Raw genomic sequence first — 16,127 nt, 5'->3', positions numbered from 1 at the left:
ACGGCACAGGTTCTGTGCCGTCGCATATCAGCCGCGCTGCCCGGCGGCCTGATACTGTAACGGCCGGACATCAGCATGAAAATCCGGATACGCGGTATCACGCGGCTCTTCCGCAACAGGCTGAGAGAACATCGTGCTGTGGAACGGCGTAACCTGTGTTTTACCGTCCGTTTTCAGGATCTGATAAAACTGCGGCAGATTGAAATTAATAAAACTGGAACCGTAAGTGAAGCGGTCATGAGAAGAGGAATAGAACCGGCTGACATCCCGGATCAGGTCTTCTTTGCTGCCTTCACAGCCGGAATAGATTTCCACCCGGTTTGATTCATCCAGCACATAAATATTGAAGCCGTTATCATCACGGTTTTCAAAGAAGAACTGAATAATCCCCTCACTGGCATAGCCGTCCACCACATCCGGCAGATGACCGGTTTCCGTGCTGATTTTCACCGGAAACCCGCGCAGTTTGTTGTTGGAAATCGCACCGTAGAATTCCACAGCATTTTCCAGTTTCTGCACCGAGACGTTAAGGCGCTCAAAGAACAGCCCCCAGGTCTGACCGGCCAGACGCAGTGCCTTAAAGCGGCCCGGATCCTGACGGTTGGTGGTCAGGCGCAGTTCAATACATTCGGAAACCAGCTGGCGGATGCGGGTGCTGATCAGCCCGCGCAGATGGCGGCTGTAGCAGAATACTTCCACGCCGGACGGCGGTGCGGCATCCTGGTGCATCTTGCCGAGAATGGTTTTCAGGGCTTCCAGCACCGACTGTTCACCGCTGAAATGCAGTGTGCGCACTTCATTCCAGGAGTTGCGGTACAGCAGATCAATACTGCCGACCAGGCATTTCTGCTCCTGACCGAAGCTGAACACATCCAGCTTGCTCATATCAAAATGCACGACCTGCTCGGCGAAATCTGCGGTCGGATCCTGCTCCAGATTGACAATAATCGCCAGATGGCGGATTTCACACGGGCTGTACAGCGCACGCGGTGTCGGGGCAGGCAGGCGGATAGGGAAATTCTGCGATACATCATGCACCAGTTCGTGCAGTTTCTGCTCGTCGCAGTGTGACTCACCGTTATGAATATAGACGCGGGTTCTGTCAGTCAGCAGGCCGTTGAAGTAAGTCCAGGAGACCAGCTTATTCAGATAGCGGTTATATTCCAGCGGCTGATGGCCGATGATGGTATGGATTGTCGGTGCCTGATTATACAGATACCAGCCGCTGCGGTTAGCGCGGCCCGGCGGAACATAAATAAAGGTCAGATTCTCTTCTGACAAGTCCGGCGAAATCTGCGGATTGACCAGGGTGACTTTCCCCGGCAGCGCCTCGAAAGCGGCATACAGTTTCCGTGTCAGCACCCCGATATCCTGCGGGCTGGCACTGACACTCAGATTATTGCGGCGCGCAAAGCGGATAAGGTTGCGGTAGCTCTGCATCATGGTGTCGAGCAGCTCATTGTGCGCATCCCGCACCTGCTCAATTTTCCAGGCATTACGGCGATCCAGCACCGCCAGCCGTTCCGGGGACCAGCCCCAGCCTTTCACCATCTCAGACAGTACCTGGCAGCGCCAGCCGCAGCAACCGCATGATGCACGTTCACTGACATCCGCAGGTGGCTTCTCACACACTTTCAGGTAGAAACAGCGGCGGATCAGATCAAGGCGGGTTTCATCATTGATAGCTTTCAGATAACGGGTGACGCGGTCGAGCATCATCGCGTAAGCATCCAGGCCGTGGTGAACAATCTCACCGGCATGCAGATGCTTTTTAAACTCAGTTGCCAGAAGCTGCCCGTTCGGGTAATCCCACGAGTAAGCTTCCAGCAGTAAACTTTTGATCACGGCTTTATACGGGGAATCCACACTCTTATAGAGCTGCCACAGACTGGCACCGAAGTACTCTTCCGCGGACAATTCGCCCAGACCGCCCAGATCCAGCCACTCGTTCGGGGTTAATACACCCTGCGCATAAAGGGAGAGAACATATTCATCATAGTGATGTTCTTCTTCTGCCGGAACCATGGTCCACAGCAGACGCTTACCGGCCATCCGCACGGCGGTCCGGTAAAATTCATCGAGCAGTAAAATATGCTGGGTCGAGCCGCAGTCCTCACCGTTGAGGCTGCCGCTGGCATTGTGGCGGAAACGGTTTTCATCGATCAGGAAGAAAGTGACATCGATACCTTTTGCGGCTGCCCACTCTTCAATCAGTGTGCATTTGCGGCGCAGGTTCTGTTTTTCATCGTGATCAAGCCAGGACTGATGACAGACCCAGATATCGAGATCAGAAGAGTGGCTCTGGCCGACAGACGAGGTGCTGCCCATGGAATAGATACCGGTAATCGGCAGTTCGCCGCCGGCATTGCACGGCAGACACTCTCCGTGCTGACGGGAAAACTCCGCCAGCCAGTGTGACTGGTAATCATCGGACGCCCAGAAACAGACACCGTGCGGCACATTACCCGGCACATAGCCCGGCATATCCGGATGGTGATGATGCAGCAGTACCGGCAGCAGACTGTACACGTCTTTAAACGCACGACTCATCCCGATGGTCGCGCGCTCAGATCTGAGCTGATTTATTGCATCCAAACGCTGCTTGAGTGTTTCAATATAAAGATACAAAGGATTCGCCTGATGTTATTTCATGTAACTGGAAACGACCTGATGCCCGGCTTTATACGTGTATGAATACAGACTGATAAGGTAATACTGAAAAATGATAAGAATCGAACCAAAGTTAAATTGCCGGAAACGTGATCAATCTAACACCTTCGGGCCAAAGGGTAAAGCTTCGCACTAAAAAAGGCACGATTACTCAAAGTTGTTATTAGCCGGATAACTAATTGTAAAATATATATTTTCGTTGAAAATCACCGGGATACACACAAAAAATCTAAGGAAATATTCGGGAAAACCGGTGTGTTTCTGTTTTTGTACACTTTTTAACCGAAAAAGTAATACTGCTTACTCACTCAGGGCGTTTTTATTTATTTTAATAATGCTATGAAATAGTTATTTAAATTGAATCGATTTAATTAATACAATTTTATAATTGCAAAATATTTTTATTATTTAAAATATGTTTTAATTATTTACTGACAGACTCCTGCCACCCGCCTGAGACTATTTATTCACTGCTCGTCTTTTTTCGTTGTTATCTGCCGGGCAGGTCTCGTCACGTAACTGGAAAAATTATCAGCAAAATGATAAAACAAAGGCAGTTTTTCTTATTTTTCCGGCTATGTTTCACATAAAAAAACACCGGATAAAAAGACAAGGATCCCTGATAATTATCATGACCACTCAATCTCTGCGTATTGCCACCCGTCAAAGCCCGCTTGCACTGTGGCAGGCCGAATTTGTCAGACAGGAACTGGAACTGCGCCACCCCGGGCTGCACGTCGAGCTCGTCCCGATGGTCACCAAAGGTGACATTATTCTCGACACACCGCTGGCGAAAGTCGGCGGCAAAGGGCTGTTCGTCAAAGAACTGGAACTGGCATTACTGGAAAACCGGGCGGATATCGCCGTGCACTCCATGAAGGATGTCCCGGTCGATTTCCCGGACGGACTGGGATTAGTCACTATCTGTGAGCGGGAAGACCCGCGCGATGCCTTTGTTTCCAACCATTATGACAGTGTGGATGCCCTGCCGCCCGGCAGTATCGTCGGCACCTCCAGTCTGCGCCGTCAGTGCCAGCTGCGCGAACGCCGCCCTGATCTGGTGATCCGTGACCTGCGCGGTAATGTCGGCACCCGGCTGGGCAAACTGGATAACGGCGACTATGACGCGATTATCCTGGCGGTTGCCGGGCTGAAGCGCCTGAAACTGGATGAACGCATCCGCTGTGCGCTGCCGCCGGAAGAGTCCCTTCCCGCTGTCGGTCAGGGTGCGGTCGGGATTGAGTGCCGACTGGATGATGAACGCACCCGCTCTTTACTCAGCGCCCTGAATCACGCGCAGACCGATATCTGTGTCCGCGCTGAACGCGCCATGAATACCCGGCTGGAAGGGGGATGTCAGGTGCCTATCGGCAGTTATGCTATCTGGCAGGGGGATAAAATCTGGCTGCGCGCGCTGGTCGGCGCACCGGACGGCAGTGAAATTGTCCGCGGTGAACGCCTGTGCGACCCGCAGGATGCCGCTGCTGCCGGGGTTTCTCTCGCAGAGGAACTGCTGGATAACGGCGCACGGGCTATCCTGACGGAAGTCTATCAGGGGCACACGCCTGCATGACCATCCTGGTCACCCGTCCCTCACCGGCCGGTGAAGCCCTGGTCAGCGCCCTGCGCTCACGCGGGCAGGATGCCCTTTCTGCCCCGCTCATCCGTATTTCCCCGGGACATGAGCTGCCGCTGCTGATTGCCAAAACAGAGGCACTTTCTCCCGGAGATGCCCTTTTTCTGCTGTCAAAGAATGCGGTTTATCACGCAAATGAACAGCTTATTCAACAGAATTACCTGTGGTCTGATAAGCTTTGCTATTATGGGATTGGTCAGTCAACCGCTAACTGCTTTGAACAACTGACCGGATTACCCGCCGCCTTTATGCCCGGCGGGGAAACCAGCGAACATCTGCTGACCCTGCCGGACTTACAGGATATGACCGGCCGCCGCGCACTTCTGCTGCGCGGTAACGGCGGCAGAGAGCATCTAGCACAGACATTGCGCGAACGGGGCGCAGTGGTGGATTACTGTGAATGTTACCGCCGCGAACCTGAGAATTACGACGGCGGGGAATGCGCCCTGTTGTGGCAGCAGCAACAGGTTCAGACGCTGGTCGTGACCAGCGGCGAAATGCTGCACCTGCTGCGGCAGCTGATACCGGCCGCGCACCTCGGCTGGCTGCTGCAATGCCGGATTATTGTTGTCAGTGACAGACTGGCAGCTATCGCACAATCACTGGGCTGGCAGAATATTGATGTCGCCGCCGGTGCAGATAATGAAGCCTTACTTCAGGCTCTTCAATGAACAGACATGGGACGCCACGAATGACGGAACACGAAAAAAAACCCGGATCGGCTGATGTACCTGAGACACAGGATGCCATAATCAGTACTGATCCGCAGGCAGAGAAAAAAGACACAACTGCCGGGAAAAAAGCGACCGCAAAAAACGTCACTGACAAAGCGGCGTCTGATAAAAAACCGGCGGAAACACCGGCGGCTGACAGCAAACCGGCTGATACCGCGCCGAAACCGGCACCGGAAGCGCCGCAGTCACGGAAAACCCCGCCTGCCGCTGAGGAAGAACAGCCCTCCGGCTTTCTGCGCGGTGCTATCGCTCTGGCTGTGATCCTGCTGATCGGCGGCGGTGTCTGGTATGCCTCACAGGCCGGTACTCAGACCCTGTCGAAAAACCTGGAAGCGGAAAATGCACAACTGAAATCTCAGATGGCGCAGCTGCAGCAGGAACAACAGCAGACACAAAAACAGATGCAGGAATTTATCGCGCAGCAGTCTGCACTCAGTGCACAGCATCAGCAGCAGGAAGAGGCTCTGAAACACGAGCTGGATTTACTGCGCAGTCGTGTCACTGCGCTGTCCAGTACTGATGTGAAAAGCTGGCTGCTGGCCCAGGCGGATTTCCTGGTCAAAATGGCAGAGCGCAAACTGTGGAATGACCAGGATGTGGTCACCGCGATGGTACTGCTGAAAAATGCCGATGCCAGTCTCGCCGAAATGAACGATCCGGGTCTGCTGGATGTGCGCACCGCACTGCGTAATGACATTACGGCACTCTCCGCCGTCAGTCAGATCGATTTTGACGGCACGATCCTGCGCCTGAACCAGCTTGCCGGTCAGGTGGATAATCTGCGTCTGGATGACGGCAGCCGTGACGGCGCGCCGATGGACAGCAGTGACAGTGAAGGGCTGACCTCCTCCGTTGCGGACTGGCGCACTAACCTGACCAAAAGCTGGAAAGGGTTTATGAGTGATTTCATCACCATCCGCCGCCGTGACAACACCTCTGCTCCGCTGCTGGCACCGAATCAGGACATTTATGTCCGTGAGAATATCCGCGCCCAGTTGCTGATCGCTGCTCAGGCGGTGCCGCGTCACCAGGAAGAGAGCTACAAACAGTCACTGGATGCGGTCTCCACCTGGGTCCGTGCCTATTTCTCTGACAGCGATCCGACCAACGCCGCCTTCCTGGCCGAAGTGGATGCGCTGGCCGCCCAGCCGATCTCAATGAGTGCGCCGGACAGCCTGACCAGCCAGCCGCTGCTGGATAAACTGGTACAGACCCGCATCCGCCGCCTGCTCAACGATGAAACCCCGCCGCCGGCACCGGCTGAGGCACCGCAGGAAACACCTGCTGCTGCACCGGCACAGCCGGAAGCCGCACCGCAACAGGAGGGATAACAGATGTTTAAAGTCTTTATTCTGTTTCTTATCCTGATTGCCGGGATTATTGTCGGCCCGCTGATGGCCGGACATCAGGGTTATGTCCTGATCCAGACCAATAATTTTGATATTGAAACCAGTGTCACCGGCCTGATCATCATCTTCCTGGTACTTCAGGCGGTTCTGATGCTGCTGGGCTGGTGCTGGCGTCGTCTGAAAAGCGGCAGCTCCCGCACCCTCGGCTGGTTTGGCGGTCATAAACGCAACCGCGCCCGTGCGCTGACCAACGATGCGCTGCTCAAACTGGCGGAAGGGGATTTCCGTCAGGTGGAAAAATTACTGAGCCGCAGTGCAGATAATGCCGAGCAACCGCTGGTCAACTATCTGCTGGCAGCGGAAGCAGCACAGCAGCGCAGCGATAATCTCCGCGCCAATCAGTATCTGGAGCGGGCTTCCGAGCTGGCCGGGCGCCATCAGCTACCGGTGGATATCACCCGCGCCCGTATTCTGCTGAGCCGCGATGAAATTCCGGCGGCAAGAACCGCTATCGACAATCTGCTGGAAGTCGCACCGCGCCATCCGGAAGTACTTCGCCTGGCGGAACAGGTGTATGCGCGCTCCGGTGCCTGGAAATCCCTGATCGCCATTCTGCCGCAGATGAAAAAATCCGGCGAATTTACGGATGAGCAGGTCGAACAGACTGAAATCCGTGCCTGGCTCGGTATGATGCAGCAGGTTGCGGATCAGGACGGCAGCGATGCCCTGCGTCACTGGTGGAAAAATCTCAGCCGCCATCTGCGCCACAATCCGGAGATGGCCGTGGCGGCCGCGCAGCACTTTATCGCCGGTGATGATATGGCGGATGCAGAAGCGGTGGTGCTCGACGGACTGAAGCGTCAGAAAGATCAGCGCCTGCTGATGCTGCTGCCGCAGATCCGGACAGACAATCCGAAAGCCATCCGCAAGGTGCTGAACCAGATGCAGAAGGAAGATGCGGATCAGCCGCTGCTCAACAGTACCCTCGGGCAGTTAGCCATGCAGGAAACACGCTGGGAAGATGCGGAGAAATACTTTAAATCTGCCCTGAGCGCCCGTCAGGACACGCATGATGCCGCCTGGCTGGCCGATGTGCTGGATAAGCAGAAAAAGTATGAGGAATCTGCCATGATCCGCCGTAATGCCCTGCTCAATACCCTGACGTTACCGGATGAAAAAACGCCCCGCGAATAAGCACAGGCGGATTCTTTTTTATCACACAGAGCCAATCCTGCCGGATTGGCTTTTTTTATGCCGGAACATCATTAAAAGGGATTGACGGAATACATTATTGATGGCAAGAATGAGACATAAAAAAACACCTATCGCGAAACGATAGGTGTATAAAATACAATCAGGTCTACAGACGGATGGTGCCTCACTCAACGTTACGTCCTGTTGGTGATGTAAAGATTTCGGGATCTTTTACATCGATAACCCGGACAATAGGCACCGAATTTAGCTCTGCGTCATCTCCGGGTTTATGAAGCTTACGCAAACATAAGAAATGAGATGAGCATCTACACCCTGATGTAATGCACAAGACGTGCCAACTTTTACGCCTTCTCGATCTCCCACGGTTCCCGTGGGTTTATTTTTTTTATCCTGCCTTCTGCTTATCAATCACTGATGCAAATCTGTCCGCAGTGTCTCTGTTTTGCGACGTTTTCTGACAGCATTATTTAAATCGTTATATATCAATATATTAAATGTCTCATTTTGGCGACATGCATTATGCCCGTTGTCGCCGGATCTATATAATAATCATAACATAATGATTTATATCGAAATTGTCAGATACCACCAATAGCGGCGGTTTTACGGAAAACGCGTGTGCTTTTGTCTGCCTGAACACCACATTAGCATCAGCACAAAAGAAACAAAAATCAGCTGCGGAACGACAGCCGGAAGAAAAGCAGGACAGGAAAAAACAGAAACCGCAGAAACGAAAAAACCCCGCTGTAAGCGGGGCTTTCTCTGAATATGGTCGGCGAGATAGGATTCGAACCTACGACCCACTGGTCCCAAACCAGTTGCGCTACCAAGCTGCGCTACTCGCCGAAAGGCTGACTTTTCATGATGATGGTGCGAAGGGGGGGACTTGAACCCCCACGTCCGTAAGAACACTAACACCTGAAGCTAGCGCGTCTACCAATTCCGCCACCCTCGCAGGTTCATCACTACAGTCATGTTACATGTTATTAAATGGGGTGGCTAATGGGACTCGAACCCACGACGACTGGAATCACAATCCAGGGCTCTACCAACTGAGCTATAGCCACCATAACATCGCAACATTTTACTACTTACAACAACGAAATACTATACCGTAACTCTTACACGCATAATGGCGCGCCCGACAGGATTCGAACCTGAGACCTCTGCCTCCGGAGGGCAGCGCTCTATCCAGCTGAGCTACGGGCGCTTTGCGCCGTTGCGGGAGAGGATAGTACGGATTTCTCATCCGTCTGTCCAGTGCTTTTTTTCACAAATGTATTGTTTGCTCAGTCTTTACCCGCTTTGCTGATAAAGAGAGCATTTTCCCGCAAAAAGCCGCCCGGACAGGGGCAATTATAATTTATTACCGTAGTAATAACCCAGAAATTTCAGCAGTTTTAACTGACGGCGGAAGCGGGTCGGTTGTGATAACAGGCGGTAGAGCCACTCCAGTCCCATGTTCTGCCACACCTTCGGCGCACGCTTCACATGACCGGTAAAGACGTCGTAAGTACCGCCCACGCCCATATACAGGGCATCCGGGTGGATCTTACGGCAGTCGCGCATAAAGATTTCCTGTTTCGGCGAGCCCATTGCCACTGTCACGATTTTTGCGCCGCTGTCGCGGATACGCTCAAACAGGACATCACGCTGTTCTGCGGTGAAATAACCATCCTGCGTGCCTGCCAGATTGACATTCCACTGTGCTTTCAGTTTGGCTTCGGTTTCCGCCAGCACTTCCGGCTTGCCGCCGACCAGAAACACCGGCGTGTTTTCCTGTCCGGCGCGTTCCATCAGCCCTTCCCACAAATCCGCCCCGGCAATCCGCGAGACATCCGCCTGCGGGTATTTGCGGCGGATAGCACGGACAATGCTGATCCCGTCCGCATACAGATATTCCGCGTTGCTCAGCAGTGTGTGCAGCGCCTCATCCTGTTCGGCGGTCATAACTTTTTCGGCATTAATGGCTACCAGCGTACCGGTTCTGATCTGTCCGTCCTTAAACAGATAATCCAGAAAATGCGCCTGATTCCGGAAACCCTGAATCGGGTGGTTACGGATAGAATACTGCGGGATAGTTTCCGCGCTGCCGGCATCAGAAGATAACGGTTCCATGCTAATTCCTTACGATGAAAGACGGGTGCGTTTGCCCTTTGAAATCACATAATGGCGGATAAGTCCGGCCGTTTCGAACAGCCAGTACAGTAATTTCGCCACCACCAGACAAAAGCCGAAAATAAGACAGAAAAACACCACGCGGGAAACGAATGAATCCATTCCTTCGCGGGCCAGCACAATCATGTTAAATATCGCGCCGAAACAAAATGCATGCAGAATGGCCGCTTTGTAACGGTTTGTCTCCCGTTTACCCAGCTCATACAGCCAGTCGAACCATTTGATTATCAGCCCGACCACCACCGCACCGAGCGGAATAAACCAGAAGCCGCCCATCACCACCAGCGAGCCGATCAGGGTCGGGGATATCGCCAGCCCGGAATGGTTGTTCAGCACTTCCCAGGTAAAATAGTTTGCCGCATTCAGTACGGTATCCGGCCGGTCCGGCCACAGCCAGGACGGGATAAATACATAGAAGTCACGGATAATCGGCGCCAGCCCCTGGAACTCAATTTTGTCGTAATTATTCAGCAGCAGGCCGAGGTTTTCCCACGGCGAGAAGGTATCGCGGGTCAGATAGAGGAACGTGTAAAACGCCTCTGCCCCGCTGACATCCAGGCTGTAACGTTTGAGTGCCAGCCAGAACATCCCCACCACGCCGAAGACCCCGGCGCTGACCAGCATCCACAGCGAAATCCAGCCGCGCACAATGCCGATAAACAGGAACAGCGCAAACGCGATAATGATGTTGGCGCGGGTACCGCCGACAATCACATAGGTCATAATCCCGAACGCCACCGTGGTGATCAGGAAGAAAATCCAGCGCTGGAATGTGGGTTTCAGGAAGAACACCACCAGCATCGCCGGGATAAAGAAGTAGAAAAAGCGCTTTAACGCCACGCCGGTGACCTGGCTCGAGAAAATCTGACTGTAGGTTTTCAGTTTAAACAGCAGCAGCCCGTTTTCCATAAAGAAAATACCGGCAGTCGCGACGGCAATCGCCGCCAGCAGCAGCCAGGTGAGCCGGGTTTCTGTTTTGTTCATGGAAAACAGCGGCGTACCGCTGTAAACCGCGTCAGGTCTGCGCAGCCGGGTTTTATACGCCACATAATAAATGGCATAGAAACTGACTGACGCCAGCAGCGCCTGTAACAGCGCGGACGGCGGCACCACCTGTACATCAAACTGGAACACCAGCGCAAAGGTAAACGGGAAGCCGAAAAAGAAGGTCAGCAGATAGAGCATGGAGAAAAAGATATTAAAACTGAAGCGGACCCGGCGGAATTCACGGTAGGTCAGCAGCAGAATAAAGGCCAGCGAGATAAACCAGACGGCAAACAGCCCGATGAAATCAAACTGACTCATGCCTGTGTCTCCTGCGCAGCGGCCAGTGCCTGCTCCCAGCCCTGCACAAAGTTCGGGCTGAAGAAGGCAATTTTTTCACGGTCGAGGGCGAACAGCTGTTCCCTCGCCTGTGCCACCACGTCCGGCGTCACGTCATCACCGTAAAACAGAACCGGCACCTGCTGCTCGGTCATATCCTGCCAGAACGGGTTCTGACGGCTTATCACAAACGGAATACCGAACTGGATCAGCAGACACAGTGTGCCGATCCCCTGCTGGCGGTTAAAAATAAAGTAGCCGAGGTCACATTGTTTCAGCAGATTCAGATAGATATCAAAATCCATCTTGTCTTTCAGGATCTCCGCCTGCTGCTGAGGGAACAGCTGCTGCGCGAAAGCATCCACTTCCGCAATATAGTCCCCGTTGTTTTCCGGATAGCCCATCGGGATAATGATTTTCACCTTCTCCCCGAATTGCTCATGAATGCGCGTCAGCGCCTCTTTATGGCGGTTTGAACGGTCACCCGAGTTACCCAGCAGGATCATCATATTATCGTCACCACGCGGCTCAGGCGGCGTTAAAACCGTCAGAGAGGGATCCATCCGCGTCGGGAAATAGAGCAGGTCAGCCGGGATCTTCGGGCAAAACTGAGCAAAATAGTTTAAATCGCCGCGCGTGCCGAATACATGACCGACCCGCTTCTGCGCCAGCCGGCGCAGATGATAAAACAGTCTGAATTTCAGCTGACGGGAATCCTCATACAAATCCGCGCCCCAGATATGCCAGTAAAACTGATGACGTTTAATTTTTCCTGATAATAATGCCAGCCAGATCAGGGCATTAAACTGACCATGGAAGAAAAAGCGGCACTGCCGGTCACGTTTTGCTTTCGCTGTGACGGCATTCGCCAGGCTTTTTTTATCCGGCCAGACATCCAGTTCCAGGTTGGGATATTGCGCCAGAAGCTGCCCGGCAGTGGAAACAACCATAAATTCAGGCATTTCCTCACGCGGCAGCTGCGGTGCCAGCACATCATTGAAGAAGCGCAGCACGGTCTGGTTATGATGCGGGATATCAGATCCTAAAACGTGAATTAAAGTTGTCATGCTCGCCTGCAATAGATCAGAAATACGCTACAACACAAAAGGAAGTAGATAATATATGTCAGCATATAGGCCTGTGCCGCGCCGACGGCACCATGTGCCGGAATCAGCCAGTACGCGGACAGCGTCAGTAAAGCAAACTGGGTCACTTCCGTGAGGATATAAAACCGCAGTGCGGCCTTGGCAATCACCAGATAACCGAAAACGTAAGCGCCCACTTTCAGGACATCACCAACCAGTTGCCAGGCAAACAGGTCACGCATGCCGGTAAATTTATCCGTGAACAGCAGCCAGATAGCAAAATCACGCAGCAGCCAGACCATAAAACTGGCCGCAGCCACCGCCGGTAACACAAATTTCAGTGATTTGATGATCTCACGGCGGATATCACTTTTTGCCTGTAACCGCGATAACGTCGGCAGCAGATAGACAGAAAACGACGCGGTAATAAACTGGAGATAAGCGTCCGAAATACTGGTCACGCCACCCCATATCCCCACCTCATCCCAGCTGTAGCGGGAGGCCAGCAGGTTCCGCATCATGATATACGCCACCGGCAGTGTGACCGCCGTCATCAGCGCCATCAGGGTGAATTTCCCCAGATGGGATGCAATCGCCCGATCCCAGGCCGGTTTCAGCTCAGAAAGCGGGAAATGGCGGCGGCGCAGCAGCATGGCAAAAGCCGGAATAATAATCAGCGCCGGCACCAGTGCCAGCCCGGCCAGTGCACCGTCATAGCCCCACCAGCGCTGGCAGAGATAATACGCCGTGACACCGATCAGACTGCCCGCGATCAGCGCCAGCGCATTGCCGGCCGCATCCCGGTATCCTTTGATAATCGCGAGAAAATAGTTGGCGTAAGCAATACCCATCTGGATAAAGGCCACCGCCGCAACAACATCCTGATAGGCATCATTGCCGTCAAACAGCGCCATGCTGATTGGTCTGCTGAACAGCAGAAACACAATCGCCAGCAGTGTCGAAAACACCAGAATCAGAGTTGAGGACGTACCTAATACCGCCCGGCGTTTTTCCGCATCATCACGGTGCTCGGCGATATATTTGGTCACGCCGTTAAAAATACCGGCACCTGACAATACCCCCAGCACCGTAATCAGCTGGCGGAAGTTCAGTGCCTGGCCGATACCGGCCGGGCCGAATGTCAGAGCCATTAATTTAATGACCAGCAGCCCCGCCCCGATTTTGATCAGGGTGGAGCCGGCGGTCCAGACAGAGGCTTTAGCGAGGGACATACTACGCGAAGAAGCCCTTAATCAGGTGGATCACGCGCTGCTGCTCTTCTTCTGTCATGTTGTAGAACATCGGCAGACGCACCAGACGCTCGCTTTCACGGGTGGTAAAGATATCCTCACCGTGGAAGCGGCCGAACTCCATACCCGCCGGGCAGCTGTGCAGCGGCACATAGTGGAATACGGTCAGCACGTCATTGGCTTTCATGTACTCGCTGAATGCGGTGCGCTCTGCCACATCTTTCAGTTTGATGTAGAACATGTGCGCGTTCTGTTCCAGATTTTCCGGAACAACCGGCAGCGTCAGCAGGCCATCCTGCGCCAGCGGAGTCAGGGCATCATAGTAAATCTGCCAGAATGCCAGACGGCGCTCGTTGATTTTTTCCGCTTCTTCCAGCTGTGCCCACAGGTATGCAGCCTGTAAGTCAGACATCAGATAGCTGGAGCCGATATCACGCCAGGTGTATTTATCCACCTGTCCGCGGAAGAATTCGCTGCGGTTGGTGCCTTTCTCACGGATGATTTCCGCACGGCCAATCATCGCCGGATCGTTAATCAGAGTGGCACCACCCTCTCCGCCGGAGGAGTAGTTTTTGGTTTCGTGGAAGCTGTAGCAACCGATATGGCCGATAGAGCCCAGCGCGCGGCCTTTGTAGGTTGACATCACGCCCTGCGCGGCATCTTCCACCACAAAGAGGTTATATTTCTTCGCCAGCGCCATGATGATGTCCATTTCACAGGCCACGCCTGCATAATGCACCGGTACAATCGCTTTGGTTTTATCCGTGATAGCCGCTTCGATCTTGGTTTCATCGATGTTCATGGTGTCCGGACGGATATCAACAAATACCACTTTTGCACCACGCAACACAAAGGCGTTGGAGGTGGAGACGAAGGTATAGCTCGGCATGATAACTTCATCACCCGGCTGGATATCCAGCAGAATTGCCGCCATTTCCAGTGAGGCTGTACAGGACGGGGTCAGCAGGACTTTGGCGCTGCCGAACCGTTTTTCCATCCACTCTTCGCATTTTTTGGTGAACGAACCGTCACCGCACAGCTTGCCGCTTTTCATGGCCTGCTGCATATATTCAACTTCAGTGCCGACTACAGGTGGTTTATTAAATGGAATCATTGCATCCTCGGTATAACCAGTAGGCAGTGCTGTCAACCGCACCACCGCTTTTTGTATAAAGGCGCATTGCCGCAAGGTTACTGAGTTGTGTTGCAACCCGTAATACACGGCAGTGATGTTCTGCACACCACTGTTGCGCCGCCGACATTAATTTCAGGCCGATACCCTGACCCTGATTGCCCGGCAGTACCGCCAGCAGCCCGATACGGGCGCTGCGTTTATCTGTCTGACGGAGAGTGACAAACCCGGCAATCTCATTGTTTTTATTGCGGATGAGCAGACAATCTTTATCGAATGTCCCGCGTACCGCTTTTTCCGCCCACACCGCATAAAAGCGGGCACTGTCATCCGGCCGGTACCACGGCGCACGGAAACGGCTCTGGCTGAAAACCTGTGCCGCCGCCTGTTTTATCACCGGGATATCCGTTTCATCCGCATAACAGAGTGTACTGTCAGACATTGCATTTTCTGTGCCACTCCTGAGTGACAATGCAAAATCCACCTCACTTTCTGCGAGGGAAAAGCCGAGTGCCGATAAACCGTCCAGTGCCGCGTTATCCCCGGCACTGATTTTGGCCTGCACCAGCTCATACGGCGCGAAATCTGCCGCAGACAGTGGTGCTGCGTCCGGGGAAAATGCCAGTTTTGCCGTTTTCAGGGCAAAAAAGTCACTTTCCCAGGCGAGATGCTCAATACTGGCGCGGACGGACATGGAGTAAATTCTTCAGATACTGACCATAACCGGTCTTCGCCAGCTGACGGGCGGATTCTGCCACCTGTTCGTCATTCAGCCAGCCGTTGCGCCAGGCAATCTCTTCCAGACAGGCAATTTTAAAGCCCTGACGTTTTTCAACCGTCTGTACAAAGGTGCTGGCTTCAATCAGACTGTCGTGAGTACCGGTGTCCAGCCAGGCAAAACCACGGCCGAGCAGCTCAACATTCAGTTCGCCGCGCTCCAGATACATCTGGTTGATACTGGTGATTTCCAGTTCGCCGCGCTCAGACGGTTTCACCTGCTTCGCGATATCAACCACCTGATTATCATAGAAATACAATCCGGTAACCGCCCAGTTGGATTTCGGATGAACCGGTTTTTCCTCAATCGACAGCGCGCGGAATTCATCATCAAATTCCACCACCCCGAAACGTTCCGGGTCCATCACCTGGTAGCCGAAAACAGTCGCGCCCTGCGTCCGGGCTGCGACACTTTTCAGTTTCGGGCTGAATGCATGGCCGAAGAAAATATTATCGCCCAGCACCAGGCTGCAGCTGTCATCACCGATAAATTCCTCACCGATGATAAAGGCCTGTGCCAGGCCGTCCGGCGACGGCTGTTCCGCATAGCTCAGAGAGATGCCGAACTGATCACCATTCCCCAGCAGACGGCGGAATGACGGCAGATCTTCCGGTGTTGAGATGATCAGGACTTCGCGGATCCCGGCCAGCATCAGCACGGACAGCGGATAGTAGATCATCGGCTTGTCGTAAATCGGCAGCAGCTGTTTTGACACCCCGCGGGTGATCGGGTGCAACCGGGTTCCGGAGCCGCCCGCCAGAATAATTCCTTTCATAC

General features: G+C 53.5%; 12 protein-coding genes and 4 tRNA genes. 4 read left to right on the top strand and 12 right to left on the bottom strand.

The window, feature by feature from the left end:
* Nucleotides 1-27: 27 nt before the first annotated feature.
* Nucleotides 28-2,628, bottom strand: coding sequence for a class I adenylate cyclase (locus GN208_RS12915; protein ID WP_004234427.1), 2,601 nt, complete (start codon nucleotides 2,626-2,628; stop codon nucleotides 28-30).
* Nucleotides 2,629-3,301: 673 nt separating this feature from the next.
* Between GN208_RS12915 and hemC the strand changes: the two genes are divergently transcribed.
* From hemC to GN208_RS12895, 4 genes are read left to right on the top strand one after another with little or no spacing between them, the layout of a single operon-like run.
* Entirely contained in the window at nucleotides 3,302-4,243 is a 942-nt protein-coding gene (hemC, locus tag GN208_RS12910) for a hydroxymethylbilane synthase (RefSeq protein WP_015422323.1), read from the top strand.
* A complete protein-coding gene (gene hemD / locus GN208_RS12905) occupies nucleotides 4,240-4,977 on the top strand; it encodes a uroporphyrinogen-III synthase (protein WP_004234424.1) in 738 nt (245 codons plus the stop codon). The genes hemC and hemD overlap by 4 nt, the downstream gene beginning before the upstream one ends.
* Before the next feature lie 20 nt (nucleotides 4,978-4,997).
* Nucleotides 4,998-6,371, top strand: coding sequence for a uroporphyrinogen-III C-methyltransferase (gene hemX, locus GN208_RS12900; protein ID WP_243828424.1), 1,374 nt, complete (start codon nucleotides 4,998-5,000; stop codon nucleotides 6,369-6,371).
* A 3-nt stretch (nucleotides 6,372-6,374) separates the two neighbouring features.
* Nucleotides 6,375-7,583, top strand: a complete 1,209-nt coding sequence (locus GN208_RS12895; protein WP_004234418.1) for a heme biosynthesis HemY N-terminal domain-containing protein — start codon at nucleotides 6,375-6,377, stop codon at nucleotides 7,581-7,583.
* Nucleotides 7,584-8,373: 790 nt separating this feature from the next.
* On the opposite strand, the gene GN208_RS12890 is transcribed toward GN208_RS12895, so the two are convergent.
* From GN208_RS12890 to rfbA, 11 genes are all read right to left on the bottom strand, one after another.
* Nucleotides 8,374-8,450: transfer RNA gene (locus GN208_RS12890), tRNA-Pro, on the bottom strand.
* 22 nt (nucleotides 8,451-8,472) lie between these two features.
* Nucleotides 8,473-8,559: transfer RNA gene (locus GN208_RS12885), tRNA-Leu, on the bottom strand.
* A 36-nt stretch (nucleotides 8,560-8,595) separates the two neighbouring features.
* A tRNA-His gene (locus GN208_RS12880) sits at nucleotides 8,596-8,671 on the bottom strand.
* A 66-nt stretch (nucleotides 8,672-8,737) separates the two neighbouring features.
* A tRNA-Arg gene (locus GN208_RS12875) sits at nucleotides 8,738-8,814 on the bottom strand.
* Between the two features lie 146 nt (nucleotides 8,815-8,960).
* A complete protein-coding gene (gene wecG, locus GN208_RS12870; protein ID WP_004234416.1) occupies nucleotides 8,961-9,722 on the bottom strand; it encodes a lipopolysaccharide N-acetylmannosaminouronosyltransferase in 762 nt (253 codons plus the stop codon).
* A 9-nt stretch (nucleotides 9,723-9,731) separates the two neighbouring features.
* A complete protein-coding gene (gene wzyE, locus GN208_RS12865; RefSeq protein WP_004234414.1) occupies nucleotides 9,732-11,087 on the bottom strand; it encodes an ECA oligosaccharide polymerase in 1,356 nt (451 codons plus the stop codon).
* Nucleotides 11,084-12,172: a TDP-N-acetylfucosamine:lipid II N-acetylfucosaminyltransferase gene (locus GN208_RS12860; RefSeq protein WP_004234412.1), complete on the bottom strand. Its 1,089-nt coding sequence runs from the start codon at nucleotides 12,170-12,172 to the stop codon at nucleotides 11,084-11,086. Before GN208_RS12860 ends, wzyE begins: the two co-directional genes overlap by 4 nt.
* Nucleotides 12,169-13,422 (bottom strand): lipid III flippase WzxE, encoded by a 1,254-nt coding sequence (gene wzxE, locus GN208_RS12855; protein WP_004234409.1) that lies wholly within the window; start codon nucleotides 13,420-13,422, stop codon nucleotides 12,169-12,171. Before wzxE ends, GN208_RS12860 begins: the two co-directional genes overlap by 4 nt.
* Before the next feature lies 1 nt (nucleotide 13,423).
* Nucleotides 13,424-14,554, bottom strand: coding sequence for a dTDP-4-amino-4,6-dideoxygalactose transaminase (gene rffA / locus GN208_RS12850; RefSeq protein WP_015422324.1), 1,131 nt, complete (start codon nucleotides 14,552-14,554; stop codon nucleotides 13,424-13,426).
* Nucleotides 14,541-15,266, bottom strand: a complete 726-nt coding sequence (gene rffC, locus GN208_RS12845; RefSeq protein ID WP_243828423.1) for a dTDP-4-amino-4,6-dideoxy-D-galactose acyltransferase — start codon at nucleotides 15,264-15,266, stop codon at nucleotides 14,541-14,543. Before rffC ends, rffA begins: the two co-directional genes overlap by 14 nt.
* Entirely contained in the window at nucleotides 15,244-16,125 is an 882-nt protein-coding gene (gene rfbA / locus GN208_RS12840) for a glucose-1-phosphate thymidylyltransferase RfbA (protein ID WP_004234406.1), read from the bottom strand. The genes rffC and rfbA overlap by 23 nt, the downstream gene beginning before the upstream one ends.
* Nucleotides 16,126-16,127: the final 2 nt, after the last annotated feature.

The sequence above is a fragment of the Morganella sp. HSTU-ASny43 genome (genome assembly GCF_022819185.1).
Classification (GTDB): domain Bacteria; phylum Pseudomonadota; class Gammaproteobacteria; order Enterobacterales; family Enterobacteriaceae; genus Morganella; species Morganella morganii.
Note: the sequence above shows the minus strand (reverse complement) of the source record. Positions and strands in the feature narration are given on the sequence as shown.